Source organism: Pseudomonas sp. LBUM1669, from assembly GCF_059695705.1.
This window is the reverse complement of the sequence record NZ_CP166784.1, coordinates 3,265,356-3,291,684: the sequence shown is the minus strand read 5'-3', so window position 1 is coordinate 3,291,684 and position 26,329 is coordinate 3,265,356. Positions and strand designations below refer to the sequence as shown.

The following is a 26,329-nucleotide window of genomic DNA, read 5'->3' as shown; positions in this document are numbered from 1 at the left end:
CGCATGAACGAAGTCGTAATCGTTGCCGCTACTCGTACCGCCATCGGCAGTTTTCAAGGCGCCTTGTCCGCTATTCCGGCCACTGAGCTCGGTGCCGCAGTGATCCGCCGTCTGCTGGAAGAGACCGGCCTGGATGCCGCGCAAATTGATGAAGTGATCCTCGGTCAGGTGCTCACCGCAGGCTCGGGGCAAAACCCGGCACGCCAGACTGCAATCAAGGCCGGACTGCCGTTTACCACCCCTGCCCTGACCCTGAACAAGGTCTGCGGCTCGGGCCTCAAGGCCGTGCAACTGGCGGTCCAGGCGATCCGCTGCGGCGACGCCGAGTTGGTGATTGCCGGCGGTCAGGAAAACATGAGCCTGGCGCCGTATGTGCTGCCCAAGGTACGCACCGGTTTGCGCCTGGGTCATGCGCAATTGCAAGACAGCGTGATTCAGGACGGTTTGTGGGACGCCTTCAACGACTACCACATGGGCATCACCGCTGAGAATCTGGCCACTCAGTACAGCCTCAGCCGCGAAGATCAGGACGCCTTCGCCGCCGCCTCGCAACAGAAAGCCGCCGCCGCCATCGAAGCGGGCTACTTCAAGGGTCAAATCACCCCGATCCTGATCCCTCAGCGCAAGGGCGATCCGCTGGTGTTCGATACGGATGAACAACCGCGCCCGGGCGGCACGCTGCAAGCACTGAGCAACCTCAAACCGGCGTTCCAGAAAGACGGCAGCGTGACCGCCGGCAATTCGTCGACCCTCAACGATGGCGCCGCCGTGTTGCTGCTGGCCAGCGCCGCCAAGGCCAAGGCCCTCGGTTTGCCAGTGCTGGCGCGCATCAAGGCTTACGCCAGTGCGGGCGTGGACCCGTCGATCATGGGCATCGGCCCGGTCCCGGCCACTCGTCTGGTGCTGGAGAAAGCCGGCTGGAGCCTGGAAGACCTCGACCTGATCGAAGCCAACGAAGCGTTCGCCGCGCAATCACTGGCGGTCGGCAAGGAACTGGGTTGGGACACCAGCAAGGTCAACGTCAACGGTGGCGCGATTGCGCTGGGTCATCCGATCGGCGCGTCAGGCGCGCGGATTCTGGTGTCGCTGGTGCACGAACTGATTCGCCGTGACGGCAAGAAAGGCTTGGCCACGTTGTGCATCGGTGGCGGCCAAGGCGTCAGCCTGGTCATCGAACGATAAAAATAAGAAACACAGGACTGCTTGCTTGACTGCTGACGCGGTGCCGAATTCCGGCACCGCGGTTTTTTTCTGCCCGGTTTTCCGATGTGGGCAAGGAGTTCCATGGACAATAACGCGCACACCTTCAACACCTTCTGGTCAGGCCAGGTCCCGTTCATTGCCTCCTTTGCAGTGCAACAATTACGCCTGTGGGTCAGCACCAATCCATGGTTCACCGGCCAGGAATACGAGGAGTGGTTCGACCTGCCGCGCACAACCCTGGAAAGCCTGCAAGCCGAGTATCAAATCCAATGGGGTGATCTGGGCCAGCGTCTGCTGACAGGCCAGCCGTTTTCCTTTGAAGATCGACGTTTTGCCAGCGGCAACTGGAGCACACCGCTGTTCGGCTCCCTCGCGGCGTTCTACTTACTCAACGCCGGTTTTCTGCTGAAGCTGCTCGATAAACTGCCGATCAAAGACAAGAAACCCCGCCAGCGTCTGCTGTACCTGGTGGAGCAAGCGATTGCCGCCGGAGCCCCCAGCAACTTTTTGGCCAGCAACCCCGACGCCTTGCAACGCGTCGTCGACACTCAGGGCGGCAGCCTGTTCACCGGCCTGTTGCACCTGGCCAGCGACCTGCAAGAAGGCAAGATGCGCCAGTGCGACAGCGGCGCTTTCAAGGTCGGCGTCGATCTGGCCAACACCCCTGGCGAAGTGGTGTTCGAGAACGAACTGTTCCAGCTGATTCAGTACTACCCGCAAAGCGAAACACAGTACCGGCGCCCGGTGTTCATCGTCCCGCCGTCGATCAACAAGTACTACATCCTCGACCTGCGCCCGGACAACTCGATGGTTCGGCATCTGTTGGAACAAGGCCACCCGGTGTTCCTGATGTCGTGGCGCAACTTCGATCAGGCGCACGCCGCCACCACTTGGGATGACCTGATCGACACCGGCATCATCAAAGGCCTGCAAGTGACCCGCGAGATCAGCGGCGAACAACGCCCCAATTGCGTGGGTTTCTGCATCGGCGGCACGCTGTTGAGCTCGGCGCTGGCCGTACTGGCGGCGCGCGGCGACAAGGACATCGGCAGCGTGAGCCTGTTGACCACGTTCCTCGATTACCTCGACACCGGCCCCATCGACATCTTCGTCGACGAACAACTGGTGGCCTACCGCGAACGCACCATCGGCGGCCAGGAGGGCCCCATCGGCCTGTTCAAGGGCGAAGACATGGGCAACACCTTCTCGCTGCTGCGCCCCAACGATTTGTGGTGGAACTACAACGTCGACAAATACCTCAAGGGCCAAAAGCCGATCCCCCTCGACCTGCTGTTCTGGAACAACGACAGCACCAACCTTCCGGGGCCGATGTACTGCTGGTATTTGCGCCACACCTACCTGCAGAACGACCTGAAATCCGGTGAGCTGGACTGTTGCGGGGTCAAACTCAACCTGCGCGCCATCGATGCACCCGCGTACATCCTCGCCACCCATGACGATCACATCGTGCCGTGGCGCAGCGCTTACGCCAGCACCCAATTGCTTTCCGGGACCAAACGCTTTGTGCTGGGTGCCTCAGGGCACATCGCCGGGGTGATCAACCCGCCAGCCAGGGAAAAACGCCATTACTGGACCAACAATCGGGTTTCGAAGGAGCCCGACACCTGGTTCATGAATGCCCAGGAGCATGCCGGTAGCTGGTGGAATGACTGGTTCGTCTGGCTGGCAGACCAGTCCGGCGAGCGCCAGCCTTCCGTGCTGCACACCGGTAACGCGCAATACCCGGCGCTGGAATCCGCGCCCGGGCGTTATGTGATGCAATGACCGACGGCCCCGCGCACTGACCGGTATTGCGCGGGGCCGTTCTTCGCGCGGCCTCGCAAAAACCCAAACACAGCACATCGACTCAATATCCCCGCCAGAATCTGCGTAACCATGGCCTCCTCACTCACCCGTAAGGACCTCGCCATGGCCATCGCCAAAGCTGTTCCCGGCAAAACCCTGCTGACCCCGACCGACCACACCCTGATCATGATCGACCACCAGTCGCAGATGTCCTTTGCGACCAAGTCGATCGACGCCGTCACCTTGCGCAACAACGCCGCCCTCGTGGCCAAGGCTGCGCGGGGCTTCAAGGTCTCGACCATCCTGACCACCGTTGCGGAGAAGAGCTTTTCCGGGCCGATCTTCGACGAAATCAAATCGGTGTTCCCGGAACACAACGTCATCGACCGCACCAGCATGAACACCTGGGAAGACGAGCGCATCGCGGTCGAAGTCAACAGGTTCGGCAAACAGAAAATCGTCCTCGCCGGCCTGTGGACCTCGGTGTGCATCGTCGGCCCGGCGCTGTCGGCCATCGACCAGGGTTTCGAGGTCTACGTGATTGCCGATGCCTGTGGCGACGTCAGCACCGAAGCCCATGAAATGGCCATGCAGCGCATGATCCAGATCGGCGCCCGTCCAATGACCTCGCTGCAATACCTGCTGGAACTGCAGCGCGACTGGGCACGTACCGAAACCTATGAAGAAACCGTGAAAACCTCGATTGCCAACGGTGGCTCCTACGGTCTTGGCCTGATCTACGCCAAAACCATGTTCGGTGCCTCGGAAGGCCATTAAGCGGTTTTCCTCTAAAAGCGAGCGGCTGCGCACTTTGCGCAGTCGCCGCTGCGTGGTGATTGACGATGAAGTTTGGCAAGCAAGACCTTCGCATCGGACTGCCCTTTTGGTTGTCGGTGCTATTCGTCGGAACCGCCTTGGCGGATGAACCCGCACAAGGGTTCCTGGACGGCGCGACGGTTGACGTGCTCAGCCGCAACTTCTACCTCAACAGCGACTACCGGTCCCCTTCGCCGACAGGTAAAAGCTATAAAGCCGAGTGGGCTCAAGGCTTTATCAGCGCTTTTGAATCTGGATTCACACCTGGCACGCTCGGCTTTGGCCTGGATGCCCATGCTTTTCTGGGATTGAAACTGGATGGCGGCAAGGGACATTCCGGGACCGGATTGCTGCCCGTGAATGATGACGGCCGTAGCGAAGACAGCTATTCCAGTGGCGGTGGCGCGCTGAAAATCAGAGCCTCCCGAACCACCTTGGCCTTCGGCGAAATGATGGTGGAAACCCCAGTGTTCGACACCGCGGACAAACGCCTGCAACCGGAATACGCCACAGGTTTTCTGTTGAACAGCCGCGAAATCGATGACGTGAATCTGCTGGCCGGGCATTTCACCGCGTTCAAAAACCAGGACAGTTCTTCGAGCAAAGGCAACTTCTACGGCTACGGCGCCAACACCGAAGCCGGCGGCATAACGTTTCTGGGCGCTGACTTGTTCACCCAACGCCCCGTCGGCGGCGCGCTCTATGCCTCAGAACTCACCGAAACCTGGCATCAGTACTACGCCAACTTGCACCTGATGCAGCCCGGAGTCTTCCTCGACGCCAATCTCTACCACACGCGAGACACCGGCAAAGCGCTGGCCGGCGCCATCGACACCACTGCGTTCAGCCTGTCGGGCAAGTACACCGTCGATGCCCATGCCTTCACCCTGGCCTATCAAAAAATCAATGGCGACACGCCGTTCGATTTTGTCGGCGGCGACTCGATCTACCTCGCCAACTCGATCAAGTACGCCGACTTCAACGGCGCCCACGAACGCTCATGGCAGGCACGCTACGACCTCGATTTGAGCACCTTCGGCATACCCGGCCTGAATTTCATGACGCGTTACGTCATGGGCAGCCAGATCGACGGCACCCATGCGCCCAAGGGTGGCGCCTACAACCCTTTCGATGCGTCCATTGGCGAATACGTGCCGCAACAAGGCGATGGCGGCCGGCATTGGGAGCGCGACATCGACCTGCGCTATATCGTGCAGTCCGGCGCGGCCAAGGGATTATTTCTGCAACTGTCCCATGTGTCGCATCGGGCCAATACGGCGCAGGCGGGCGATGATATTGATCGGGTGTACGTGGTCATCCAGTACCCGCTGAGCTTCGGGCATCCGTGAAGGGAATGTGATGCAGTGACCACCGCTCCCACAGGGATAGGGGGTGTTTGGGAAATGGCGGAAGGCAGCCGGAGTCGAACCTGCCCGGGAACGGATGCCGTCCCCAACCGGGTTTGAAGCCCGGCCGCGCCACCGGGCGCGATTGCCTTCCTTGAAGTCAGTTTCCTGATGGCTGGGCCAGGGCATTGTCGAGACGCAAATGGCGCTTGTCGCCAAAGCGTCGGGTCAGGCCCAGCCGGTCGAAGTATTCGAGAATCTGGATGCTGCGCTTACGGCCAAGACCCACTGCATCGCGAAACGCCGCGACCTGAATCACCGGGTCCTGCGCGGCCAGTGGCACAAGCATAGCCGCCAATCGGCGGATGATTGCATCGGTGTAGAACAGGTCGCGGACCACTTGATGCACCAGCCCCAACCTCGCCATTTTGCGCAGCAGCAAACGCACAGTCACTTCGTCATGACCAAGATCGCGCACCCAAGGCGCATTGAACCCGGCCTGTTCGAACAACGGTTGCAGCTGTTGCCACAACGCTTCGTCCTCTTCGCTCAAACGCACCTGATGTTCGGGCAAATGCAGCCACGGCCCGCTGGCAAGCATGGCGCCGCTGGCCAGTAACTCGTCGAGCAGGCTGATGAACGTGGGCCGAGCCAGCGCGGTGCCGGCGAAGCGACGCAGGCGATCCCGGTCTGGCCCCATCTGATCCGGTTCGAGTTGATGGAAGCGTGCCAGATGCTCCAACAACGGCGCTTTCAGGGACTCCCAACGGTCAGCGCTGAACAGCAACGGACCTTGGCGCGTATCGATCAAGCGAATATCGGCGGGCAGGACCCAGGCGTCACGCGGCCGGTTGAACTGACGCTCCAGACGTTGCGGGTCAAGCCCGGATTCGCTGTTCAGCAGTAACGCAGGCAGCACGTCTTCCAGATCGTTGCGGGTGGCAAGTGCCTGGAGCTGCGCCAATCGCTCGGGACTGCGACGGTGTCGGGTTGGTGCGAACGGGTCGAGCACCCGGCCACCGCCGAGGGTTCGTCGGGCGCTCTGGTCACGCAGAATCAACGGATCGCCCTTCACCGCCTGCACCGGCGCATTCAGCAGGATTTGCGCGAACATCCGTTCACCCGGCGCAACGCTGGAACCTTCCAGCAGCGCCACGCGCCCCGTGACGTCCTGGGTCCCCAAATGAACATGCACCGGCTGAAAATGCTCGAATGCCCTGGCTTCGCTGACCAGCAACTGCAGGTCGATGTCCAGGCGCTGATTCGGTGCATACAGCCACTCGGACACCAGCCAGTGGCCACGGTGAATCTGCTCCAGTGCCAAGCGCTCGGCACTCAGGTTCAGCGCGACTCGCTGACCCGCCAACCCGCTGTCTGCAGCCTGGTTTTGCGCATGCAAGCCACGCACCCGCACGATTTTGCCCAACGGACCGAGCATCAGCGTATCGCCCACGGCGACTTGCCCGGACAGCGCCGTGCCGGTCACCACGATACCGGCGCCGGCCACGCTGAACGCACGATCAATCGCCAGACGAAAGCCGCCACGGGTGCTGCGTTGGAGCACATCACGCTGCGCATCCAGCAAGGCCAGACGCAGTGTCTCGATACCCTCCCCGGTCACGTTCGACAGCGCAATCTGCCGCGCGCCGGCATACGGTCCGGGCGCGAGCAAGCTTTCGATTTGTTCTCGGACGGCCTGCACCCGGCCCGGATCGACCCGGTCACATTTGCTGATCGCCACCAAGGCCCGAGGGATACCCAGCAGTTCGACGATTGCCAGATGTTCGCGGGTCTGGGGCATGACGCCGTCATCCGCAGCGACCACCAGCAATACCAGATCAATGCCCTGGGCCCCGGCCAGCATGTTGTGGGTGAAACGTTCATGACCGGGCACGTCGATAAACCCGGTCAGTGCGGCGCCCGGTTCTAGCGCCGCGTAGAGATAACCGAGGTCGATGGTCATGCCACGTTCACGTTCTTCGCGCCGACGGTCGCCGGCCTGTCCGGTCAAGGCCTGGAGCAACGCCGTCTTGCCGTGGTCGATGTGCCCGGCAGTGCCCACGATCACCTGGGCACCTGCAACTGATCGAGTTGCGCCAGCCACGCGGTTTCATCGTCCAGTTGGCGCAGATCCAGCCACAACGCGTCGTCGTCAATCCGGCCCAGCACCGGGATGGCCAATTGACGAAGCGCCGCTTCAAGGGCCAGTAATTGCCGTCCACGCAATCGTTTAGAAACATTTGGCCGCAGACATAAAGCGGCACTCGGCAGACGAGCCACCGGTTGGCTGCCGCTGCCGATCATGCCCAGCGCCGCCACCACGCTGACGCTCCAGCCATCGCCCACGGCCTGCGCCAATGACGGTTGCAGGCGTTCGGCTTGAGCAAGGATGTCGGCTTGCGGTCGGGTCAACAGGCGCAGACTCGGCAGCCGTTCGGCCAGTTGGTCGGGATTGCGGTACAGCCCCAAAACCGCTTCGAGCGCCGCCAAGGTCAGCTTGTCGACCCGCAACGCACGCTTGAGCGGGTTCTTTTTGATCTTCGCGATCAGGTCTTTGCGGCCGACGATCAACCCGGCCTGGGGACCGCCCAGTAACTTGTCGCCGCTGAAGGTGACGATGTCCGCGCCATCGATCAATGCCTGGCGCACCGTGGGTTCGGCGGGCAGCCCCCAACGGGTCAGGTCCAGCAAACTGCCGCTGCCGAGGTCTTCGAGCAGTGGCAGCCCGTGTTTGTGCGCCAGTTCAGCCAACTCGGCCGTCGGCACTCGGGCGGTGAAGCCTTCAATGGCGTAATTGCTCGCATGCACCCGCATTACCAGCCCACTGCGCGGGCCAATCGCCGCTTCGTAATCCCGGGCATGGGTGCGGTTGGTGGTGCCGACTTCGTGCAGTTTGACTCCGGCCCGGGCCATGATGTCGGGAATGCGGAAGGCGCCGCCGATTTCAATCAGTTCGCCCCGGGAAATGATCCCTTCCTTGCGCGCGCCCAGGCTGTTGAGCGTCAGCAGCACGGCGGCGGCGTTGTTGTTGACCACGGTTACCGCTTCGGCGCCGGTCAGTTCGCGGATCAGGCCTTCGATCAGGTCGTCACGGTCGCCGCGCTTGCCGCTTTGCAGGTCGAATTCCAGATTGAGCGGGTAGCGAGCGGCCATTTGCACCGCTTCGATGGCCTCCTCGGGCAACAAGGCGCGACCGAGGTTGGTGTGCAGCACCGTCCCAGTCAGGTTGAACACCCGGCGCACGTGGCTGCGATGCTGAAGGGCCAGGCGTTCGCCCACTCTGCCGGCCAAGACGTCGGGGGTGATTTCAACGGCGTCGAGCTGGTTAGAAAGCACCGGTTCGCGCACGTCATCCAGCAGTTGCCGCAGAGTGGCCAGCAGCGCGTCACGCCCATAGCGCTCGGCCAAAGGCAGGCACGCCGGATGGCGCAGCAAGCTGTCGATGGAAGGCAGCCGCAAGGCTGGGCTGGCGGATCTGGCAGGCATCAGGCGCTCCCGCAATCGGTGACTGTCGCGCCTGAGTGTAGCCGTTGTGCTTAATCGCCTCCCGGAGCGAGCAGAAGATTCGGCGCCGGGCGCACGTAACCTTCCTGTTCCAGACGCATGTCCAGTATCAGGCTGGTCAGGTCAGTTGAAAGTGCTTCGGCCTCTGCGTCGTTTTCCAGGTACAGCAGTTTCAGGTAGCTGTGGCAGCCGGGGCAGGTTTCGGCGCGCAACGGCGCCTGATTGGCGGCATGGCGGTCGTCATCGAGGCTGACGTATTCCAGGCCTTTGCTTTGCTCGCAATACACGCATTTGACCCGCACCACGTGCCATTCGCAGGCGCACAACGAGCACACCAGATAACGCAAACCGTTGTGTTTGCCGCGATGACGAATGACCCCGGCCATGGCCGGCGAACCACAGGCCGGGCATTGGCTGAGGCTGTCGCCGGGTTTCAGTGCAAGGCCTGGCGTGTTCAGCAGCCAATGACTGAAAGCCGCCTGCAACGCCGCGCCGAGAAACGGCACCAGCGCCGCCGGCAGCAGCGAATATTGGCCGCTGACCAAGGCAATCGCCCAGGCTTTGCGTTGTCCGTTATTGGCGTTGCGCAAGGTTGTGACAGCGTTCTCGACGGCAGAGTGTGGCGGTGGCGGGTATCGCTGCAACAAGGCGTCGAGATACGGCAACCAGATGTCCTCGCGCACCAGACTGTCGGCGGCGAACGGTGGCAAACCGTGCTGCTGGCACATCCGCAGGCGCTCGGGGTCGAGCGGCGCAGCATTGGGTGGATCGTCAAACAGGCTCTGCTGAACACGGCAAAGGTCGACCACCAATCGCAGGTAATCGGCCAGTGGATGCCCGTCCGCCAGTTTTTCCAGGCGCAGCGCCCGCAACGCGAACAGGTTGTTCGGTGGCAGGTGCAGGAACGGCGGTGAACCCGCCGCCGCTTCGATCTCTCCAGGCTCGAGGATTGTTGCCAAGGGGTTATCCTTTTTTGCTGATCGGACGCTCAGGATGCTCGTCCCGGGTCACGTCCCGATACCAGAGTTCATGGTGCTTCTTTGCCCAGGCGCGGCTGACCCCGCCATGCACCATGGCGCTGACCGAGCCTTTGATCCAGAGGCCGGCATAGATGTGGATGATGATGCTCAACACCAGCACAAAACCGGCCAAGGCATGCAGCAGCATCGCCCAGCGAATCGAGGTGATGCCGAAATACTCGCTGAAATACGCACGCCAGATCACCAGGCCGCTGAACAGCAACACCAGCATGCACAGCAGCAAGGTCCAGAACAGCAACTTCTGCCCCGGGTTGTACTTGCCAACCGGTGGCACGCCCTCCTCCTCATTGCGGATTACCCGCCCGACGCGCCGGAGCCACAACCGGTCATTGCTGATAAAGAAGTTCGCCCGAAAGAACTGGATCACCAGGCCGAGGAACAGCACAAACATCACCACGCCCATGAACGGGTGCAGGATGCGCGTCCACGGCCCGCCGCCGAACAGGTGGCTGAGCCAGAACAGCGCCGGATGAAACAGCGCCAGGCCCGACAGCGCGGCCATGAAAAACAGGATCGCCACCAGCCAGTGATTGGTGCGCTGGTTCGCGGTATAGCGCAGGATCTGTCTGCGGATCATGGTCTGTCCTCCCCACGCGGATCAAAGGTGTGCACCGACGGATCGACCTCATGCACCGAAGGATCCTTGAGCGGCGGCAATTCATCCTCCTCGACCAACTGCGGCCCCACGCGCACGTAATGGAAGAACCCGGCCAGTACCGCCAGGCCCATGGCTAATAACCCCAAGGGTTTGCTTACGCCTTTCCACAATTCCACCAGCGGGCTGATTGTCGGGCTGCTCGGCAAACCGGCGTAGAGCGTCGGCGTGTCCGCGTGATGCAGCACGTACATGACGTGCGTACCGCCCACGCCCTCGGGGTCGTACAGACCGGCGTGTTCAAAGCCACGACTTTTCAGGTCGACGATGCGTTCGGCGGCGTGTTCCTTCATGTCTTCCTTACTGCCGAAAACAATCGCGCCGGTCGGGCAGGTCTTCACGCAGGCCGGCTCCAGCCCCACTTCCACCCGATCCGAGCACAGCGTGCATTTGTAGGCCTTATGATCCTTTTGCGAGATCCGTGGAATGTTGAATGGGCAGCCGGTGATGCAATAGCCGCAGCCGATGCAATGGTCCTGATCGAAATCGACGATGCCATTGGCGTGCTTGATGATCGCCCCCGGGCTCGGGCACGCCGCCAGGCAACCGGGCTCGGCACAGTGCATGCAGCCGTCCTTGCGGATCAGCCATTCGAGGTTGCCGGCGTCGGTTTCATGCTCGGTGAAGCGCATCAAGGTCCAGGTTTCTGCGCTCAGGTCCTGAGGGTTGTCGTAGGTGCCGAGGTTGTGGCCGACCTCGTCGCGCAGCTCGTTCCATTCCGAGCAGGCGACCTGACAGGCCTTGCAGCCGATGCACTTGGTAGTGTCGATCAGCTTGGCCACTTCTTCCTGATTGCGTACCGACGACGGCACGGTGGTGGTGGCCGAACGGGCGATGATGTCTTGGCTGGCCATTTAGACTTTCTCCACGTTGACCAGGAATGACTTGGATTCCGGGGTCTGAGTGTTGCCATCGCCGAGGAACGGCACCAGGGTGTTGGTCAAGTAACCGTGGCGCGTGAGGCCGGTAAAACCCCAGTGCAGCGGGATACCGATCTGGTGCACCACTTGATTGTTGACCTGCAGCGGACGAATCCGCTTGGTCACCACCGCCACGGCTTCGATATGCCCGCGCTTGGAGCTGACCCGGACCCGGTCGCCGGCCACAATGCCTTTCTCCTTCGCCAGCACTTCACCGATCTCGACGAATTGCTCGGGTTGGGAAATCGCGTTGAGCTTGCAATGCTTGCTCCAGAAGTGGAAATGCTCGGTCAGCCGGTAGCTTGTCGCCGCATAGGGATAGTCTTTGGCCACGCCGAGGGAATCCCACACCGAATCGAAGATCCGTGCCGCCGGGTTGCTGGTGGCTTTCTTGTTTTCCGGGTGCAGCGGGTTGATGCCGATCGGCGTTTCGAACGGCTCATAGTGCTCGGGGAATGGACCCTCGTTCATCTTGTCGACGGCGAAAAACCGCGCGATGCCTTCTGGGTTCATGATGAACGGATTCATCCCGGCTTCCGGCGGCGAGTCGGCCTTGAAGTCCGGCACATCGGTGCCGCCCCAGGCTTTGCCGTTCCACCACACCAGGCGCTTTTTCTCATCCCATGGCTTGCCTTGCGGGTCGGCCGAAGCGCGGTTGTAGAGAATCCGCCGGTTGGCCGGCCAGGCCCAGGCCCAGCCCAGATGTTGATGCATGCCGTAAGGGTCGCTGTTGTCGCGCCGTGCCATCTGATTGCCCGTCTCGGTCCAGCTGCCGCAGAAAATCCAGCAGCCGGACGCGGTGCTGCCGTCGTCCTTGAGCTGGCCGAAACCGGCGAGTTGCGCGTTGCTCTTGATCGTTGCGCCGGTGGCGTCGGTGAAATCGGTAATGGCATAGCCATTGATTTCTCGCGCCAGTTCTTCCGGCGAGGGTTCGTCGGCGATCTTGTACGGCCATGACAGTTTGAGGATCGGGTCGGGATAAGCGCCGCCGTTGGCTTGATAGCGCTGGCGCAGCCGCAGGAACAGCTCGCTCATGATCTGCACGTCGGTGCGTGCCTCGCCCGGGCCGTCGGCGCCCTTCCAGTGCCATTGCAGCCAGCGGCTGCTGTTGACCAGCGAGCCGTCCTCTTCGGCGAAACAGGTGGTGGGCAGGCGAATCACTTCGGTCTGGATACCGGCGGTTTCCACATCGTTGTACGGACCGACATTGCGCCAGAACTCCGAGGTTTCGGTGGACAGCGGGTCCATCACCACCAGCCATTTCAGCTTGGCCAGTGCCGCCATCACGCGGTTTTTGTCGGGCAACGCCGCGATGGGGTTGAAGCCCTGGCAGAGGTAGCCGTTGACCTTGCCCTGGCCCATCAGGTCGAACACTTTGAGGATGTCGTAGTTGGGAATGTCCAGCTTCGGCAAGTAGTCGTAGGCCCAGTTGTTCTCGAGCGTGGCGTTGTCGCGGTACCAGGCTTTCATCAGGCTGACGTGGAATTTGCTGTAATTCTGCCAATAGGACAGCTGCCCGGGACGCAACGGCATTTGCGTGCGCTTGGTGATGTAGGCGGTGTAATCCTGCTCAGCGTCGCCCGGCAGGGTCAGGTAGCCCGGCAATGAGTTGGACAGCAGCCCGAGGTCGGTCAGGCCCTGGATGTTGGAGTGCCCGCGCAAGGCATTGACGCCCCCGCCCGGCATGCCGACGTTGCCCAACAGCAGCTGCACCATCGCCGCGCTGCGGATGATTTGCGAGCCGATCGAGTGCTGTGTCCAGCCGAGCGCATAAAGAATCGTCATGGTCTTGCCCGGTTGCGAGCACGTGGCGATTTCTTCCCAGATCTTCTGCATGGCATCGACTGGCATGCCGCAGATCTGGCTGGCCAACTGGATGTTGTAGCGGCTGTAATGCTGCTTCATCAGCTGGTACACGCAATGCGGGTCTTGCAGGCTCGGGTCGGTTTTGACGAAACCGTCCTCGCCCAGCTCGTACCCCCAGCCGGATTTGTCGGTGTAGCTGCGCTTGGCGGCGTCGTAACCGCTGAAGATGCCGTCCTCGAAGCCATACCCCGCTTTGACGATAAACGACACGTCGGTGTAATTGCGCACGTACTCGTGCTGGATTTTGTCCTCGGTCAGCAGGTAATTGATCAGCCCGCCCATGAAGGCGATGTCGGTGCCGGTGCGAATCGGCGCGTAATAGTCGGCCACCGAGGCGGTCCGGGTAAAACGCGGATCGACCACGATCAGCCGCGCCTTGTTGTGCGCCTTGGCTTCGGTCACCCATTTGAAACCGCACGGGTGCGCTTCTGCTGCGTTGCCGCCCATCACCAGGATCAGATTCGCGTTGGCGATATCGGTCCAGGTATTGGTCATGGCACCACGGCCGTACGTCGGGGCAAGACTTGCCACCGTCGGACCGTGTCAGACACGCGCCTGGTTATCAAACGCCAGCATGCCGAGACTGCGAATGACCTTGTGGGTGATGTAACCCGCTTCGTTGGACGCCGCCGAGGCCGCGAGGAAACCGGTGGTCAGCCAGCGGTTTACCGTTTGGCCCTGGTCATTCTTCTCGATGAAGTGGGCATCGCGGTCGGCCTTCATCAGGTCGGCAACGCGATCCATCGCCTCATCCCAGGAGATGCGCGTCCATTCGGTGCTGCCGGGCTTGCGCACCTGCGGATATTGCAGGCGCCCGGGGCTATGAATGAAGTCCAGCAGGCCCGCGCCTTTGGGGCACAGGGTGCCGCGGTTGACCGGGTGATCGGCATCACCTTCGATGTGGATGATGCTTTGCGCGACGTTCTTGGCGGTATCGCCCTGGCTGTACATGATCAACCCGCAGCCGACCGAGCAGTACGGGCAGGTGTTGCGGGTTTCATGGGTGTGGGCGAGTTTGAAATGGCGTACCTGCTCGGCGAAGGCAGGCGCGGGAAGCATGCCCAGCGCGCCGAGGCTCGAGCCCGCAAGGCCGATACCGGCGACCTTGAAGAACTGACGACGGTTGAGGTCCATCGTGCACTCCTGATCAGGTGGATACCCGGTACTTTTGCCGGGTTTTTCTGGACGATCACGGTGGCGGTAGCGTGGGTACCGACACTTGAAACGTTAGCCAATGGGAGAACTGACTGCATGAAAACCGACCATCGGGCAATCCGGATGTCAGCCATCACACCAAACCTGTGGGAGCGAGCCTGCTCGCGATAGCGGCGGTTCTACTTGCATAGATGTTAAATGACCCACCGCCATCGCGAGCAGGCTCGCTCCCACAGGGCTTGGCGATTATCATGGGCGCCATATTCAACCGGCCTTTATGAGACTGAGCATGACCTTCGATTTTGATCAGGTGTTTGACCGCCACAACACCGGCAGTACCAAGTGGAGCCGCTACCCGGCCGACGTGTTGCCGATGTGGGTCGCCGACATGGACTTCGCCGCGCCGCCGGTCATCCTTGAAGCCCTGCGTAAACGCCTGGAACACCCGATGGTCGGCTATAGCGTGCCTCAGGACGATTTGCGCGCCGCCATCGTGGCCGACCTCTGGAACAAATACGCCTGGCGCGTACTGCCGGAGGAACTGATCTTCCTGCCGGGCGTGGAGTCGGGCTTCAACATGGCGCTGAAGGCGCTGGTCGAGCCGCAACAGAACGTCGTGGTTCAGGTGCCGAACTACCCGCCGCTGCGTCATGCACCAGGTCATTGGGGCTTGAACAAGGTTGAACTGGAATTCGACGCGTTGGGTGACGGCACGTATGACACGCCGCTCACAACCTTGAGCAAGGCACTGACCGGCGGCGGCGCGCTGCTGCTGAGCAACCCGCATAACCCGCTGGGCAAGGTTTTCCCACGGGAAGAACTGCAAGCGCTGGCCGACATCTGCCTGGAACACAACGCGTGGATCATCTCCGACGAGATTCATGCCGAACTGTGCTTCGACGACCGCGTGCACATTCCCACAGCATCGCTCAGCCCGCAGATCGCCAAGCGCACCATCACCTTGATGTCGGCGAGCAAGGCTTACAACATCGCGGGGCTGAAAACCTCCTTCATGATTATTCAAGACTCGGCGTTGCGTGCGCGGGTCAATCATGCCCGTTGCGGCATGGTCGACAGCGTCAACCCGCTGGGCATGGAAGCAACGCGCGTGGCCTACAGCGAAGGCGGCCCGTGGCTGGCGGGATTGAAGGCGTACCTGCAAGGCAATCGGGATTATCTGGTGGAAGCGGTTCGCACGCGTTTGCCGGGTGTAATGATGAACATCCCGCAGGGGACGTATCTGGCGTGGCTCGATTGCTCGGCGCTGGGGCTGGACAACCCGCAGCAGTTCTTCCTCGACCAGGCCAAAGTCGGCCTCAGCCCCGGCCTGGATTTCGGCGACAACGCCCGCCAGTTCGTGCGCCTGAACTTCGGCTGCCCACGGGCGTTGCTGGAAGAAGGTTTGGCGCGAATGGAGCGCAGCTTGGTCAACCTCAAGGCCTGACACCTCCGGATCAACACCGCAAATCCCCTGTGGCAACGAGTCTGCTCACGAAGGCGACGTGTCAGTAATGAATATGTCGACTGACACACTGTTTTTCCGACCAGGCTCGCTCCAAAAGGGGATTTTGGTGGATTCGGTTGCGGTACTGGGCGCGGCGTCCCTTTACTCGACGTTCTTGATATTTTTTGGCCTGCCGACGTTCATGCACGAGCGCAAGGAACAAGGCCTGCTGAACGCGGCGTGCGTCTGGGGTCTCGGGCTTCTGGTATTGGTGACTATTCTGGTAGAGATGATTGTGCTGTGGTTCAACGTGCTGACGCCTGAGTACCTGCGCGCGACGGTCGGTTGATCCAAAGCGGCCCAAAAACGCGGTCCCCCCCAGCGAGAACTGAGCATGAGTTTCATTTTATGGGTGGCCGTGTTGGGTGCCGTGCTCCTGACGCTGGCGCTGACCTCGTCCTACCTGCGATGGATGCCGGTGACCACGTCTGCGGTGTGCCTGGTGCTGGGCGCAGCCATCGGGCCGGCCGGGTTCGGGCTGTTGAAGCTGGACACCGCTGACGCTTCGATCTGGATGGAGCACCTGACGGAAGTCGCGGTGCTCTTTTCATTGTTTGTCTGCGGCCTGAAATTGCGCTCGCCGCTCAAGCATAAAAACTGGCGGATCGCGTTCGGCCTGGCCGGCCCGGTCATGCTGTTGACCATTGTCGGCGTCTGCTTGTTGCTGCATTACGCGCTGCAACTGTCGTGGGGCGTGTCAGTGCTGATCGGCTCGATCCTGGCCCCCACCGATCCGGTGCTCGCCGCGCTGGTCCAGGTCAACGACGCGCGGGATGACGACAGCGTGCGGTTTGGCCTCTCAGGTGAAGCCGGGCTCAATGACGGAATTGCGTTTCCGTTCGTGATCCTCGGCCTGCTCCTGCTGCAACACGAGGGTAACCCCGGCTGGTTTGGCGACTGGGTGCTACGCAGCCTGATCTGGGCTGTACCGGCCGGTTTGCTGACAGGTTACTGGATGGGACGCGGCATCGGGCGCCTGACCTTGGCACTGCGGATCAAGAACGATGACAGCACGTTGTCCCCGAACGATTACCTCGCGCTCGCCTTGATTGCCTTGGCGTATGTCGGGGCCGAGTCTATCCACGCCTATGGGTTTCTATCGGTGTTCGCCGCTGGCCTCGGATTGCGGCAAGAGGAAGTCAGCACCTCGGGCAATGCCGAGCTCCCGGCCGAGCATTTGGTCCAGACCGTTGTCGGTCACCAGAACGTCGAACTGCAACACGCGGTGCATGGCGATACCGACAACCTTGAAAACCCCCAGGTCGCCGCGGGCATCATGATGGGTGACATGCTCGCCTTTGGCAGTCTCGTGGAGCGGGCCATGGAAGTGTTTCTGGTGACGCTGCTTGGCGTCGTGCTGATCGCTCACTGGGACTGGCGCGCGCTGCTGGTCGGCGGGGTGTTGTTTTGCCTGATTCGCCCTTTGAGTGTCGCCGTGATGCCGTGGGGCCGATTGCTCGATTGGCGGCAACGAATGTTGATCGGCTGGTTCGGCATCCGCGGCATCGGCAGTCTGTATTACTTGTTCTACGCCTTGAATCACGGGCTCGGCCAGTCGGTGTCGACGCTGTGTATGGACCTTACCTTGTCCGTGGTCGCCTTGAGCATTCTGATCCACGGCATCAGCACGCAACCCACCCTCGCCCGCTATGAAAGGCGTAAGAAACAGGTTATTTGATTTTTTGCCTGCGTATTTAAGGGTGATTCGAACGAATTTTCGCTTTAAAAAATTTGAAATCCCTGTGCAACCCGATAGTCACAACCTTAATTCCGCCTGTTTTTTTCTGCACGTCGGAACCCGACAGGTTCGGTTCCACTGTGGCAACGATGCCGTTTAAAAGGGACCTCAAGCAAATTAAGGTGCCGGTCATGATTCACTGTTCAACCCCCGATCAAATCAAAGCCTGCCGGGCGTTCGCCTTGGAATGCAATCGCCAGATGTTTGAGGAAGCCCAGTCGCTGAGCCGCGGCGCCTTTGAAATGCTTGAGGTCTGCCCTATGGACCTGGAACGGTTTGAGCGCTATCAGGCGATGCGCAGGAAGGCTGATCTAAAGTTTCAGGAAGCGATCGAGCATTTGCGCTTGCTCAACGCGGATTTCCCACCAATCCCGATGTCCGTGAACAACTCCCACCGGTTGCGCCAGCAGCTCGAAGACCGGGCCTGAACTCGAATCAATAGACGCCCGGCGGTTGCCGGGCGTTGTAGTCTGCGGTTCAGCCGCCGGGGTTGGTGATCTGGATGTAAACCGCATAACTGCCCAGCAACACCCAGAACGTCGCGAAGATCCACGGCGTGCGCACCGAAAACAACAACGATTTGCGATACCCCTTGTGGGACGATTCCATTTCACTGAACAGCGGTGAGTCATCGTAAGCCAGCCCCATCAGTGGCTCGCTGCGCAACAACTCACTCTGCTTGAAGTGCCAGTGATCGATGATGTCGTAGGCCGCACGAATACCCGGCCAGGCGTTCAGCGAACTGAGCAGGCCCAGCAGCGCGAGGAACGGCGGCACCACCAGGGTGAAGAGTTTTCCCCACTCGGGATTGAGGTTGGACATGCAGGATGCAAAGGCAATCACCAGAAACGATTGCGCCGCCAGGTAAGCGTCGGTTCGATTGGCCAGGATGCTGGTTTCGTACTGGATTTCCCGACGGTAGAAATCCAGGCGCTCCTTGGGTGAACCGAACATCTTGGCGTTGTGTTCGCCGAGGGCGTCTTCGGCCGGTGGCTCGGTCAGTATTCTTGGCACGGAAGTCACACGAGGATAGGGAAAGCGTTTAGAAGAAAGCTGCCTGGACAAAGTTCATCCGGATTTCAACGCCGTGTTGATGCAAATCGCTCGAACGGTGGCTTGCCTTCGTGGTCCTTCATGTACAAATGCTGACTTTCAAGGAACGCGGATGGATTCTCTCGATTGGGTGCAATGGCCGGCGATGCTGGTCACGGTGTTGGCGGCGTGGTTGATCGGGTCGCAAAAACCATCGCGCAGGGTGTGGGGCTTCAGCTTCTTTATTGCCAGCAATATTTTGTGGGTGATTTGGGGTTACCAGACCCAAGCCTACGCACTGATCGTGTTGCAGTTTTGCCTGTGTGCCATGAACTTGCGCGGCTTCAAGAAGAACGCGGACGGTTGAGCGTAACCCCGGTCACTTCATGGCCAGGGCTATGACTTCCACCAGATTGAGTTGGGTGAAGGGTTTGGACAGGCGCGGGAGTTCGATCGCGAAGCCTTCCAGGCGGTCGGCATAACCCGTGGCGAGGATAATCGGCAGCCCTGGTTTCAAGGTTCGGAGGACCCTCGCCAGTTGCGCACCATTCATTTGTGGCATCGCCATGTCGGTAATGACCAGGTCAATGTCCTGCTCGAGTTCGAACAGCTCAAGCGCTTGTGCGCCGGACACCGCACTGATCACCCGGTGGCCAAGGTCCTCAAGCAACAGGCCGGTACTGGTCAACACCAGGCTGTCATCGTCCACGATCAATACGCACAATTGATCCACTGACGGTGCTTGCACCTCCGCTGCAGCGGGTTTGTTGACCGAAGCAGACGTGGCGACCGGTATCCACAGTTCGGCAGTCGTGCCTATGTCCTTCTGGCTCTTGAGAACGAATCGCCCGCCCAATTGCTCGATAAAGCCATGCACCATCGACAACCCCAGCCCCGTGCCTTTGCCCACCCCTTTTGTGGTGAAGAACGGGTCCATGGCCGAGGCCAGGGTGGTCTCATCCATGCCCTCTCCCGTATCGGCGACACTCAGGCACACATAGCGGCCGGGCTCCAGCAATAACGTTGATTGATCGCAGACTTCTTCCGTCCGGGTGCCGATGACGATTTTGCCGCCGTTGGGCATGGCATCCCGGGCATTGGTGGCGAGGTTCAGCACGGCCAGTTCGAGTTGATTGACATCGGCCATGACCGGAACGAGATCGGGGGGAAAACGGGTTTCGAGCTGTACGGAAGGTCCGAGGGCGCTGCGCAACAGGCCGCTGATCCCTTCTATCAGCGCGGGTATCTCGACGGATTCGGACTTGAGCTCCTGACGTCGGGCGAAAGCCAGCATGCGTTGAGTCAGGGACACACCACGCAAGGCACCCTGGGTCGCGTTGTCCACCAATCGAGTGACTTTCGGATTGTCTCCCACGCGTTTACGGACGATTTCCAGGTTGCCAAGGATGACGGTCAGCAGATTATTAAAATCGTGGGCGATCCCGCCACTGAGTTGGCCGATGGCCTGCATCTTCTGCGCCTGGAACAGCGCTTCACGGGTTTGTTCCAAAACCTTCTGTGCTTGTGTGGCCTCGGTGATGTCCCGGGTAATTTTGGCAAAGCCCAGCAACGTGCCCGTCTCCCCCCAGATCGGATCGACCACGACATGGGCAAAGAACCGCGTCCCGTCCTTGCGCACGCGCCAGGCCTTGTTTTCGAAGCGACCCTCTCGTGTCGCCGTCTCCAACGCGCGTTGCGGCTCCCCGGCTTCGCGGTCTTCGGGGGTATAGAAGATCGAAAAATGCTGGCCAATGACTTCTTCGGGCCGGTAACCCTTGATGCGCTGGGCGCCTTGATTCCAGTTGGTCAGGCGTCCGTCCGGGGCGAGCATGTAGATGGCGTAGTCTGTGACGCTTTGAACCAGTAACCGAAACTGCTGCTCGCTTTGCTTGAGGGTCTCTTCGGCCATTTTGCGGTCGGTGAGGTCCCGGGTGATTTTGGCGAAACCCAACAGCTTGCCCGCCGGGTCGCGAATCGGATCGATCACCACGTGGCACCAAAAGTGCGTGCCGTCCTTGCGAACCCGCCAGCCTTCGCCTTCGAAACGACCTTCGCGGATCGCCGTGTCCAGTGCACGCCGGGGCAGACCGATAGCGCGATCTTCTTCGGTATAAAATCGCGAAAAGTGCTGACCGAGGATCTCCGCCTCCTCATACCCCTTGAAACGTTTGGCGCCCGCGTTCCAGCTGGTGATGATGCCATCGGGATCAATCATGTAGATCGCATAGTCCACCACAGAATCAATCAGCAGGCGAAAGCGCATTTCCTCGATGGAGTTGGTTTTGGACTGGTTATCACTCATCGATCACACCTGCGATTATTGTTTTGTGGAGTATGCGACAAACCGTGGGTTTGGTAAGCCAGAAAACGGTCGAGCACTGGAGCGTAGCGTTCAGACCACCTATTCTCGACGCCAAACGCCATTCCTGGCCCATTCAAGGCGCCCCGATGATCCTGATTCTGTTGCCCACGTCAGACTACGATCCCACTGAAAGCAGCGTTCCATGGCAAGCCATGCGCCAGGCCGGCATCGAGGTGCGCTTTGCGTCACCCGAGGGATTGCCGGCCTACGCCGACTCGCGCCTGGTGGACATCGGCTTCGGCCTATTGAACCCGTTGCTGATGACGCGCAGCTGGGCGTGATTCGGCGGAACAGCCACTACGAGGTTTCGTCGTCCGAGATGGCCAGTTGCTGACCGCTCGCTGGCCGGGAGACTGCCATCGCTTCGCTGCCGAGTGGGTTCGCCTGCTTATCGGTACACGTATTTGACGATGTAGGCGTACAGGTCGTTGTAAACAACGTCAGGGACAAGCTGGGCGTACGTCTGGGTTTTGAGTAACGCCAAGTGGCATTCTTTTACCATCTCGTCCCGTTCTATCAGGGTGTGGACATGATTATTGATGATGCTGGCATAGGCGCTGTACACCGTGGGCGCCGTGGATGGCGTCGCGCCAGCGGTTGTGGAGTAAGTGATATGAGCACGCGAGATGCGCTCTTTCAGCGCCCCGAACCCGCGTTCATAAATAGTGATTTGTGAACGGTCGACCGCCTTGGACGCGGTTTCGAAGGCCAGGATGACCGCTTGCACATTCCTCATGGAAGCCTCCAGCGTCGGTAGCGTGACAAACCTTTCCAGCTCGCGGTTTTCCAGGCTTTTGAAGGCTCTTTTGATGCTCGATACGTGAGTGAACTCCAGCGTGCAGCCAACGATATGCGTTTCGAACTGATAGCCGGACGCCGTCGCCAGTGGCGGAAATGTCGCGAAATCGATGCTGTCGAACGCACACTCCATGATGATGTTGTATTTGAGCGTGAAGGCTTCGGTGAAAATCCTGGCGCAGAGCTCTCGGACGAAAGCTTCGGTATGTTCATACGCATGCAGGACGCCGAGCTTGATCATCTCCGCGTATTGAGGGTGCTTTTGTCGGTATTCGGGCAGGTAGAGACGAACATATTTGTCGTAGCGCCGGGTCGGCAGGAGTGTGTTTTCCAGAAGGAAGGTTTTACCCGAGCCTTCAAGCCCGGCGACCACCAGGATTTTGGGCGTTTCCTCGGCCGTGATACCGCGAAACAGTGTGGTTTTGATTGCATTGAACGCGGCAGTGACCTGCTCAGAAGTGTAGGTGTAGTTGAAGTTCGGTGCGGAAGACATGCCTTGATTTCCTTATCAAAGAGCTGGCTGAAAGTGATTGCCTGCCCCTTGAATAAAGCGCTGTTTCACCGTTTGTTCAAATGCGTGTTTCTTTCAAGATATATCTTTGTTTTAAAAGGTAAAAGGTCCTACGTAACAAAGGTCAAATGTGCCTGCTCGACCGACCACCAACGCGGCAGCAAGTGTTTGACCTTGCTGTCGCCGAACCGGTCATCAATCAACATCACCACCCCTTGATCCTGCTGAGTGCGGATCACCCTTCCTGCCGCCTGCACCACTTTCTGCACCCCGGGATACAGGTAGGTGTAGTCATAACCGGCGCCGAAAATCGCCGCCATTCGATGCTTCATCTGTTCGTTGACCGGATTGAGTTGCGCCAGCCCCAGGGTGGCAATGAACGCGCCGATCAGGCGTGCGCCGGGCAAGTCGATACCTTCACCGAACGCTCCGCCCAACACCGCAAAACCAATACCTTGGCTATGCACGGTGAACTGATCGAGAAAGGCCTGGCGTTGCCCTTCCGTCATTCCCCTGGACTGCGACCACAGGGTGATCTGCGGGTGTCGCTCGGCCAGTAACTGCGCCACTTGCTGCAAATAATCAAAGCTGCTGAAAAATGCCAGGTAGTTGCCGGGGCGTTGGCTGAATTGCCGGGCGATCAGTTCGACAATCGGTTCGAGGGACGCCTGACGGTGGACGAATCGGGTCGATATCTGGCTGACGATGTGCACTTTCAACTGGTCGGCATGGAACGGTGATTCGACATCGATCCACACCGTATCCGGCGGCGTACCCAGCAGGTCCGCGTAATAATGCCGAGGACTGAGCGTCGCGGAAAACAGCACCGTGCTGCGCGCAGCCGTCAGGCGTGGGCGGATGAAACCGGCCGGCACCACGTTGCGCAGGCACAGTTGCGACAGGTGTTGTTTGCGCTCAAGGTCACGCTTGCTGATGTCGAACAGAAACTGCTCATCGAAGAGTTCGGCCACCCGGCAAAACTGCAGCATATCGAAGTAAAAACTCTGTAGGGCGCTGTCCAGGCCCTGTGGATAATCGTTGAGATAATCGCCGATGCTCGCGCTGCACGACGACAGCGCCAGGAGGAGTTTTTCCGGTGCCTTGTCGTATGCCTGATACGGCGCCAATTGCAGATTATGCAGGGCATTCCACTCGCGATTTACCCGCTGCAACGGTTTTTTCAGGGCGTCCGGTGCGGTTTTTCGTACCCCATTGAGGGTCGACTGATCGAGCGTGGCGCTGTACATCTGCCGGCCGCGTTCCACCAGGTTGTGCGCCTCATCCACCAACACCGCGACTTTCCAGTTATTGGCCTGGGCCAACCCGAACAGCAACGCACTGAAATCGAAATAGTAGTTGTAGTCGGCGACCACCACGTCTGCCCAGCGTGCCATTTCCTGGCTCAGGTAATAAGGGCAGACTTCATGCGCCAATGCCACTTGGCGCAATGCGTCCTGATTCAACAGGCGGAGTTCACTGGCGGCCTGGCGGGCGGCCGGCAAACGGTCGTAAAAACCTTGGGCCAACGGGCAGGATTCACCGTGACAGGCTTTGTCCGGGTGCTCGCAGGCCTTGTCCCGGGCGATCATCTCCAGCACCCGCAGCGGCGGCGCAGCGGCGCTATCAAGGATCACTTGCGCGGCATCCAGCGCCAGTTTGCGCCCCGGTGTTTTCGCCGTGAGAAAGAACACCTTGTCCAATTGCTGCGGCGCCAGGGCCTTGAGCATCGGAAACAGCGTGCCCACGGTCTTGCCGATGCCGGTCGGCGCCTGAGCCATCAGGCATCGACCGGTGCTGACCGCCTTGAACACCGATTCCGCCAAGTGCCGTTGCCCCGGACGAAAGTCGTCATGGGGAAACGCCAATTGCTGTGCCGCGTGATTGCGCGCGTCGCGATGGGCCATTTCCTGCTCGGCCCATTGCAGGAACAGCGCGCAATGATGCTCGAAGAACGACTGCAGCTCCCCGGCGCTGAAGGCCTCGACCAGGCAGGTTTCCTTTTCGCTGACGATGTCGAAGTACACCAGCGCCAGATTGATCTGCGCCAGCTCCAGCTTCTGGCACATCAGCCATCCGTAGACCTTCGCTTGTGCCCAGTGCAATTTCCGGTGGTTGGCCGGTTGCTTGCTCAGGTCGCCGCGATAGGTTTTGACTTCTTCCAGGCAGTTTTGCGCCGGGTCGTAGCCGTCCGCCCTGCCCTTGACCTTCAACGTTTTAAACAGGCCTTCCAGGGCGACTTCACTTTGATAACCCTCGCTTCGACGCGAGGCCACGGTGCGATGCCCGACGATGCCCTCCAGTGCGGTCGGCGACGGCGTGAAACGCAGGTCGAGGTCGCCGACCTTGGCGGTGAATTCACACAGCGCCCGCACCGCAATGCTGTAGCTCAAGCGCTCTGCTCCGCCCATTGCACGTAGCAGACGGCGATCGGCATCTGGTGTTCGTGACAGAACTCCAGCCAGCGTAATTGGTTGTCTTGCAGGCGATCGCCGGGGCCTTTGACTTCGATCATGCGGTAGGTCTTGTGCTGCGGCCAGAACTGGATCAGGTCGGGCATGCCGGCCCTGTTGGCCTTGATGTCCAGCAACAGGCGATTGAACCAGTGTTTGAGGTGTTCGGCGGGCAGGCAGTCAAGCGCCTGATCCAGCAATTCTTCGCTCAGCGCGCCCCAGAACACGAAAGGTGACTGCACGCCCCACTTGGCGACGTAACGTTCACGGATGGTCTGGATATAACGCCCGTCCTCGAGTTCGGCCAGACAGGCCTGAAACTCATCTGCTCGACGTGCATGGAAGTCTTCGTTGAGCAGGTCCACCGGCCCGCGCTGGAACGGGTGGAAAAACGCCCCCGGCAACGGAGCAAAAATCGCCGGCCAGCACAACAGGCCAAACAGCGAGTTGATCAGACTGTTCTCGACGTAATGCACCGGCGCCAAATCCTCCGCCAGGTGCGCCTGAACATGAAATTCGACCGACAGCGCCGGATCGGTCCTGGACAACTGAAGGTCCAGGCGCAGCATTTCACGGGGAGATGGGCGCTTCATTGCCGGGCCGCCCAGTTTACGCCGCAGCCTGGGCAACACACGCAGCACATGCTGATGCTCGGTGGCGCTTTCCGGTTGTTGCTCAGCTTGAGTGGCCAGATGCAAGGCCAACTGATATTCACCACAGCGTTCCAGCACACGAATCAGCCGCACCCGAGCGCCGGGATAGGCGCAGTCGCGGTAAATCGTCAGCGCCGTGGAAAAATCCGTGATGCGTTCGCAGTACTGACCGATCTGGAACAACAGCTTGCCGCGACGGCGTTGCAACCACGGGTTGTCGAGCGCCAGCCCGTTGATCTGCTCGACAATATCTGCCACCGCCTCGCCGGCCTCGAAACGTTGCTGGCATTGGTGCAGGAACAGGCAGGCGTCCACGTCTTCACGGCTGCGCAGGCCCCGGGATTCGGCACAGAATTCGACTTTTTCATAGGTAAAGATGCCGAGGTCGGCCAGCACGAACTCCGACCAGTCCTGATACAGGTTGCCGAAGAACATCAGCCGCAAGCGATCGCACAGGTCCATGATGGTCAGCGTGAACAGCCGGTCGTTCAGTTGCGGGCACCATTGCGCGAAGCTTTGCGCCTCGCAGAACTGCTCGCTCAGGGTCGCCAGCCATTCGGTCTTCTTGCCTTTGGGTTGCTCGATGGCGGCACCGAAGCAGTAAAGAATCTCGGCCTTGAGCAGAACGTCGAACAGTTCCTCGATCTGTAGCGGCGATTGCGCAGAGATCCAGCCTGACGCCAGCAATGGCTCGGCAGCACTGGCAATGTCGCCAATCTCGACGTAACTCAATTTGCCAGCCCTGAAATGCAGGCCCTTGCGCATCACCATCCTGACCAGCAGCGCCCGCGACTCACGAGGTTGTCGACGGAAATCGCGGATGAAGACCTGCTCCTCGACGCTCAGTACATCGGCATAGCGATGCTCAAGCCAATCAAGCACTTGCATGAAGTTGTTCAGGTAATAGAACGGGTCGTCGAGAGGATTTGCAGTCACTGGAGAAAGGGCCATGGCGTGCGAGTACTGGTTA

19 protein-coding genes, 1 tRNA gene and 2 pseudogenes are annotated in these 26,329 nt (G+C 60.2%); 10 read left to right on the top strand and 12 right to left on the bottom strand.

Translation table 11 applies throughout. From position 1 onward, the window contains the following. Positions 1 to 3: 3 nt before the first annotated feature. The 4 genes from ACA051_RS15345 to ACA051_RS15330 all read left to right on the top strand — a co-directional run bounded on the left by ACA051_RS15345 (position 4) and on the right by ACA051_RS15330 (position 5,174). Entirely contained in the window at positions 4 to 1,182 is a 1,179-nt protein-coding gene (locus ACA051_RS15345; protein WP_497370705.1) for an acetyl-CoA C-acetyltransferase, read from the top strand. A gap of 102 nt (positions 1,183 to 1,284) precedes the next feature. Then, the gene (gene phaC / locus ACA051_RS15340) at positions 1,285 to 2,988 is read left to right on the top strand and encodes a class I poly(R)-hydroxyalkanoic acid synthase (RefSeq protein ID WP_497302837.1); all 1,704 of its coding nucleotides are present in this window, start codon (positions 1,285 to 1,287) and stop codon (positions 2,986 to 2,988) included. A gap of 144 nt (positions 2,989 to 3,132) precedes the next feature. Then, positions 3,133 to 3,786 carry a hydrolase gene (locus tag ACA051_RS15335; protein ID WP_497310604.1) on the top strand — a complete coding sequence of 218 codons (654 nt, stop codon included), beginning with the start codon at positions 3,133 to 3,135 and terminating at the stop codon, positions 3,784 to 3,786. A 65-nt stretch (positions 3,787 to 3,851) separates the two neighbouring features. Next, positions 3,852 to 5,174, top strand: coding sequence for an OprD family porin (locus ACA051_RS15330; RefSeq protein ID WP_497370703.1), 1,323 nt, complete (start codon positions 3,852 to 3,854; stop codon positions 5,172 to 5,174). A 55-nt stretch (positions 5,175 to 5,229) separates the two neighbouring features. On the opposite strand, the gene ACA051_RS15325 is transcribed toward ACA051_RS15330, so the two are convergent. The 7 genes from ACA051_RS15325 to fdnG form a co-directional block, all read right to left on the bottom strand. Next, positions 5,230 to 5,325: transfer RNA gene (locus tag ACA051_RS15325), tRNA-Sec, on the bottom strand. Positions 5,326 to 5,331: 6 nt separating this feature from the next. Further along, positions 5,332 to 7,239: a selenocysteine-specific translation elongation factor gene (gene selB, locus ACA051_RS15320; protein WP_497370701.1), complete on the bottom strand. Its 1,908-nt coding sequence runs from the start codon at positions 7,237 to 7,239 to the stop codon at positions 5,332 to 5,334. Beyond that, complete coding sequence (selA, locus tag ACA051_RS15315) at positions 7,236 to 8,657, bottom strand: L-seryl-tRNA(Sec) selenium transferase (RefSeq protein ID WP_497370699.1); 1,422 nt, start codon at positions 8,655 to 8,657, stop codon at positions 7,236 to 7,238. Before selA ends, selB begins: the two co-directional genes overlap by 4 nt. 50 nt (positions 8,658 to 8,707) lie before the next feature. Next, positions 8,708 to 9,634, bottom strand: a complete 927-nt coding sequence (gene fdhE / locus ACA051_RS15310) for a formate dehydrogenase accessory protein FdhE (RefSeq protein ID WP_497370697.1) — start codon at positions 9,632 to 9,634, stop codon at positions 8,708 to 8,710. Positions 9,635 to 9,638: 4 nt separating this feature from the next. Beyond that, positions 9,639 to 10,292 (bottom strand): formate dehydrogenase subunit gamma, encoded by a 654-nt coding sequence (locus ACA051_RS15305; protein WP_497370695.1) that lies wholly within the window; start codon positions 10,290 to 10,292, stop codon positions 9,639 to 9,641. Then, positions 10,289 to 11,224 carry a formate dehydrogenase subunit beta gene (fdxH, locus tag ACA051_RS15300; protein ID WP_497370693.1) on the bottom strand — a complete coding sequence of 312 codons (936 nt, stop codon included), beginning with the start codon at positions 11,222 to 11,224 and terminating at the stop codon, positions 10,289 to 10,291. Before fdxH ends, ACA051_RS15305 begins: the two co-directional genes overlap by 4 nt. Next, the gene (gene fdnG / locus ACA051_RS15295; protein WP_497370691.1) at positions 11,225 to 14,290 is read right to left on the bottom strand and encodes a formate dehydrogenase-N subunit alpha; all 3,066 of its coding nucleotides are present in this window, start codon (positions 14,288 to 14,290) and stop codon (positions 11,225 to 11,227) included. 310 nt (positions 14,291 to 14,600) lie between these two features. Here fdnG and ACA051_RS15290 point away from each other — a divergent pair, with 310 nt between their 5' ends. The 4 genes and pseudogenes from ACA051_RS15290 to ACA051_RS15275 all read left to right on the top strand — a co-directional run bounded on the left by ACA051_RS15290 (position 14,601) and on the right by ACA051_RS15275 (position 17,981). Further along, positions 14,601 to 15,755, top strand: a complete 1,155-nt coding sequence (locus ACA051_RS15290; protein ID WP_497302823.1) for a MalY/PatB family protein — start codon at positions 14,601 to 14,603, stop codon at positions 15,753 to 15,755. Between the two features lie 133 nt (positions 15,756 to 15,888). Next, positions 15,889 to 16,104: pseudogene (locus ACA051_RS15285) on the top strand (hypothetical protein); the annotation flags it as partial. A 45-nt stretch (positions 16,105 to 16,149) separates the two neighbouring features. After that, on the top strand, positions 16,150 to 17,493 hold the full coding sequence (locus tag ACA051_RS15280; protein WP_497302821.1) for a cation:proton antiporter: 1,344 nt from the start codon (positions 16,150 to 16,152) through the stop codon (positions 17,491 to 17,493). A gap of 191 nt (positions 17,494 to 17,684) precedes the next feature. Beyond that, the gene (locus tag ACA051_RS15275) at positions 17,685 to 17,981 is read left to right on the top strand and encodes a hypothetical protein (RefSeq protein WP_497375573.1); all 297 of its coding nucleotides are present in this window, start codon (positions 17,685 to 17,687) and stop codon (positions 17,979 to 17,981) included. Positions 17,982 to 18,030: 49 nt separating this feature from the next. On the opposite strand, the gene ACA051_RS15270 is transcribed toward ACA051_RS15275, so the two are convergent. Continuing rightward, complete coding sequence (locus ACA051_RS15270) at positions 18,031 to 18,567, bottom strand: hypothetical protein (RefSeq protein ID WP_497302819.1); 537 nt, start codon at positions 18,565 to 18,567, stop codon at positions 18,031 to 18,033. 151 nt (positions 18,568 to 18,718) lie between these two features. Here ACA051_RS15270 and ACA051_RS15265 point away from each other — a divergent pair, with 151 nt between their 5' ends. Beyond that, the gene (locus tag ACA051_RS15265) at positions 18,719 to 18,952 is read left to right on the top strand and encodes a hypothetical protein (protein ID WP_497302817.1); all 234 of its coding nucleotides are present in this window, start codon (positions 18,719 to 18,721) and stop codon (positions 18,950 to 18,952) included. Positions 18,953 to 18,964: 12 nt separating this feature from the next. On the opposite strand, the gene ACA051_RS15260 is transcribed toward ACA051_RS15265, so the two are convergent. Then, positions 18,965 to 20,887, bottom strand: coding sequence for a hybrid sensor histidine kinase/response regulator (locus ACA051_RS15260; protein ID WP_497370689.1), 1,923 nt, complete (start codon positions 20,885 to 20,887; stop codon positions 18,965 to 18,967). Between the two features lie 146 nt (positions 20,888 to 21,033). Between ACA051_RS15260 and ACA051_RS15255 the strand changes: the two are divergent. Continuing rightward, positions 21,034 to 21,216 (top strand): annotated as a pseudogene (locus tag ACA051_RS15255) (hypothetical protein); the annotation flags it as partial. Between the two features lie 119 nt (positions 21,217 to 21,335). Here the strand turns inward: ACA051_RS15255 and ACA051_RS15250 are convergent. The 3 genes from ACA051_RS15250 to ACA051_RS15240 form a co-directional block, all read right to left on the bottom strand. After that, positions 21,336 to 22,238 carry a zeta toxin family protein gene (locus tag ACA051_RS15250; protein WP_497310515.1) on the bottom strand — a complete coding sequence of 301 codons (903 nt, stop codon included), beginning with the start codon at positions 22,236 to 22,238 and terminating at the stop codon, positions 21,336 to 21,338. Between the two features lie 128 nt (positions 22,239 to 22,366). Next, positions 22,367 to 24,646, bottom strand: a complete 2,280-nt coding sequence (locus tag ACA051_RS15245; protein ID WP_497370687.1) for an ATP-dependent DNA helicase — start codon at positions 24,644 to 24,646, stop codon at positions 22,367 to 22,369. Next, the gene (locus ACA051_RS15240; protein WP_497370685.1) at positions 24,643 to 26,310 is read right to left on the bottom strand and encodes a VRR-NUC domain-containing protein; all 1,668 of its coding nucleotides are present in this window, start codon (positions 26,308 to 26,310) and stop codon (positions 24,643 to 24,645) included. The genes ACA051_RS15245 and ACA051_RS15240 overlap by 4 nt, the downstream gene beginning before the upstream one ends. Between the last annotated feature and the right edge of the window lie 19 nt (positions 26,311 to 26,329).

Bases quoted from the DNA above. Each gene is read 5' to 3' on its own strand.
- ACA051_RS15345 (WP_497370705.1), top strand. From the start codon at position 4: ATGAACGAAGTCGTAATCGTTGCCGCTACTCGTACCGCCATCGGCAGT.
- phaC (WP_497302837.1), top strand. From the start codon at position 1,285: ATGGACAATAACGCGCACACCTTCAACACCTTCTGGTCAGGCCAGGTC.
- ACA051_RS15335 (WP_497310604.1), top strand. From the start codon at position 3,133: ATGGCCATCGCCAAAGCTGTTCCCGGCAAAACCCTGCTGACCCCGACC.
- ACA051_RS15330 (WP_497370703.1), top strand. From the start codon at position 3,852: ATGAAGTTTGGCAAGCAAGACCTTCGCATCGGACTGCCCTTTTGGTTG.
- selA (WP_497370699.1), bottom strand. From the start codon at position 8,657: ATGCCTGCCAGATCCGCCAGCCCAGCCTTGCGGCTGCCTTCCATCGAC.
- ACA051_RS15305 (WP_497370695.1), bottom strand. From the start codon at position 10,292: ATGATCCGCAGACAGATCCTGCGCTATACCGCGAACCAGCGCACCAAT.
- fdxH (WP_497370693.1), bottom strand. From the start codon at position 11,224: ATGGCCAGCCAAGACATCATCGCCCGTTCGGCCACCACCACCGTGCCG.
- ACA051_RS15290 (WP_497302823.1), top strand. From the start codon at position 14,601: ATGACCTTCGATTTTGATCAGGTGTTTGACCGCCACAACACCGGCAGT.
- ACA051_RS15280 (WP_497302821.1), top strand. From the start codon at position 16,150: ATGAGTTTCATTTTATGGGTGGCCGTGTTGGGTGCCGTGCTCCTGACG.
- ACA051_RS15275 (WP_497375573.1), top strand. From the start codon at position 17,685: ATGATTCACTGTTCAACCCCCGATCAAATCAAAGCCTGCCGGGCGTTC.
- ACA051_RS15265 (WP_497302817.1), top strand. From the start codon at position 18,719: ATGGATTCTCTCGATTGGGTGCAATGGCCGGCGATGCTGGTCACGGTG.
- ACA051_RS15260 (WP_497370689.1), bottom strand. From the start codon at position 20,887: ATGAGTGATAACCAGTCCAAAACCAACTCCATCGAGGAAATGCGCTTT.
- ACA051_RS15250 (WP_497310515.1), bottom strand. From the start codon at position 22,238: ATGTCTTCCGCACCGAACTTCAACTACACCTACACTTCTGAGCAGGTC.
- ACA051_RS15240 (WP_497370685.1), bottom strand. From the start codon at position 26,310: ATGGCCCTTTCTCCAGTGACTGCAAATCCTCTCGACGACCCGTTCTAT.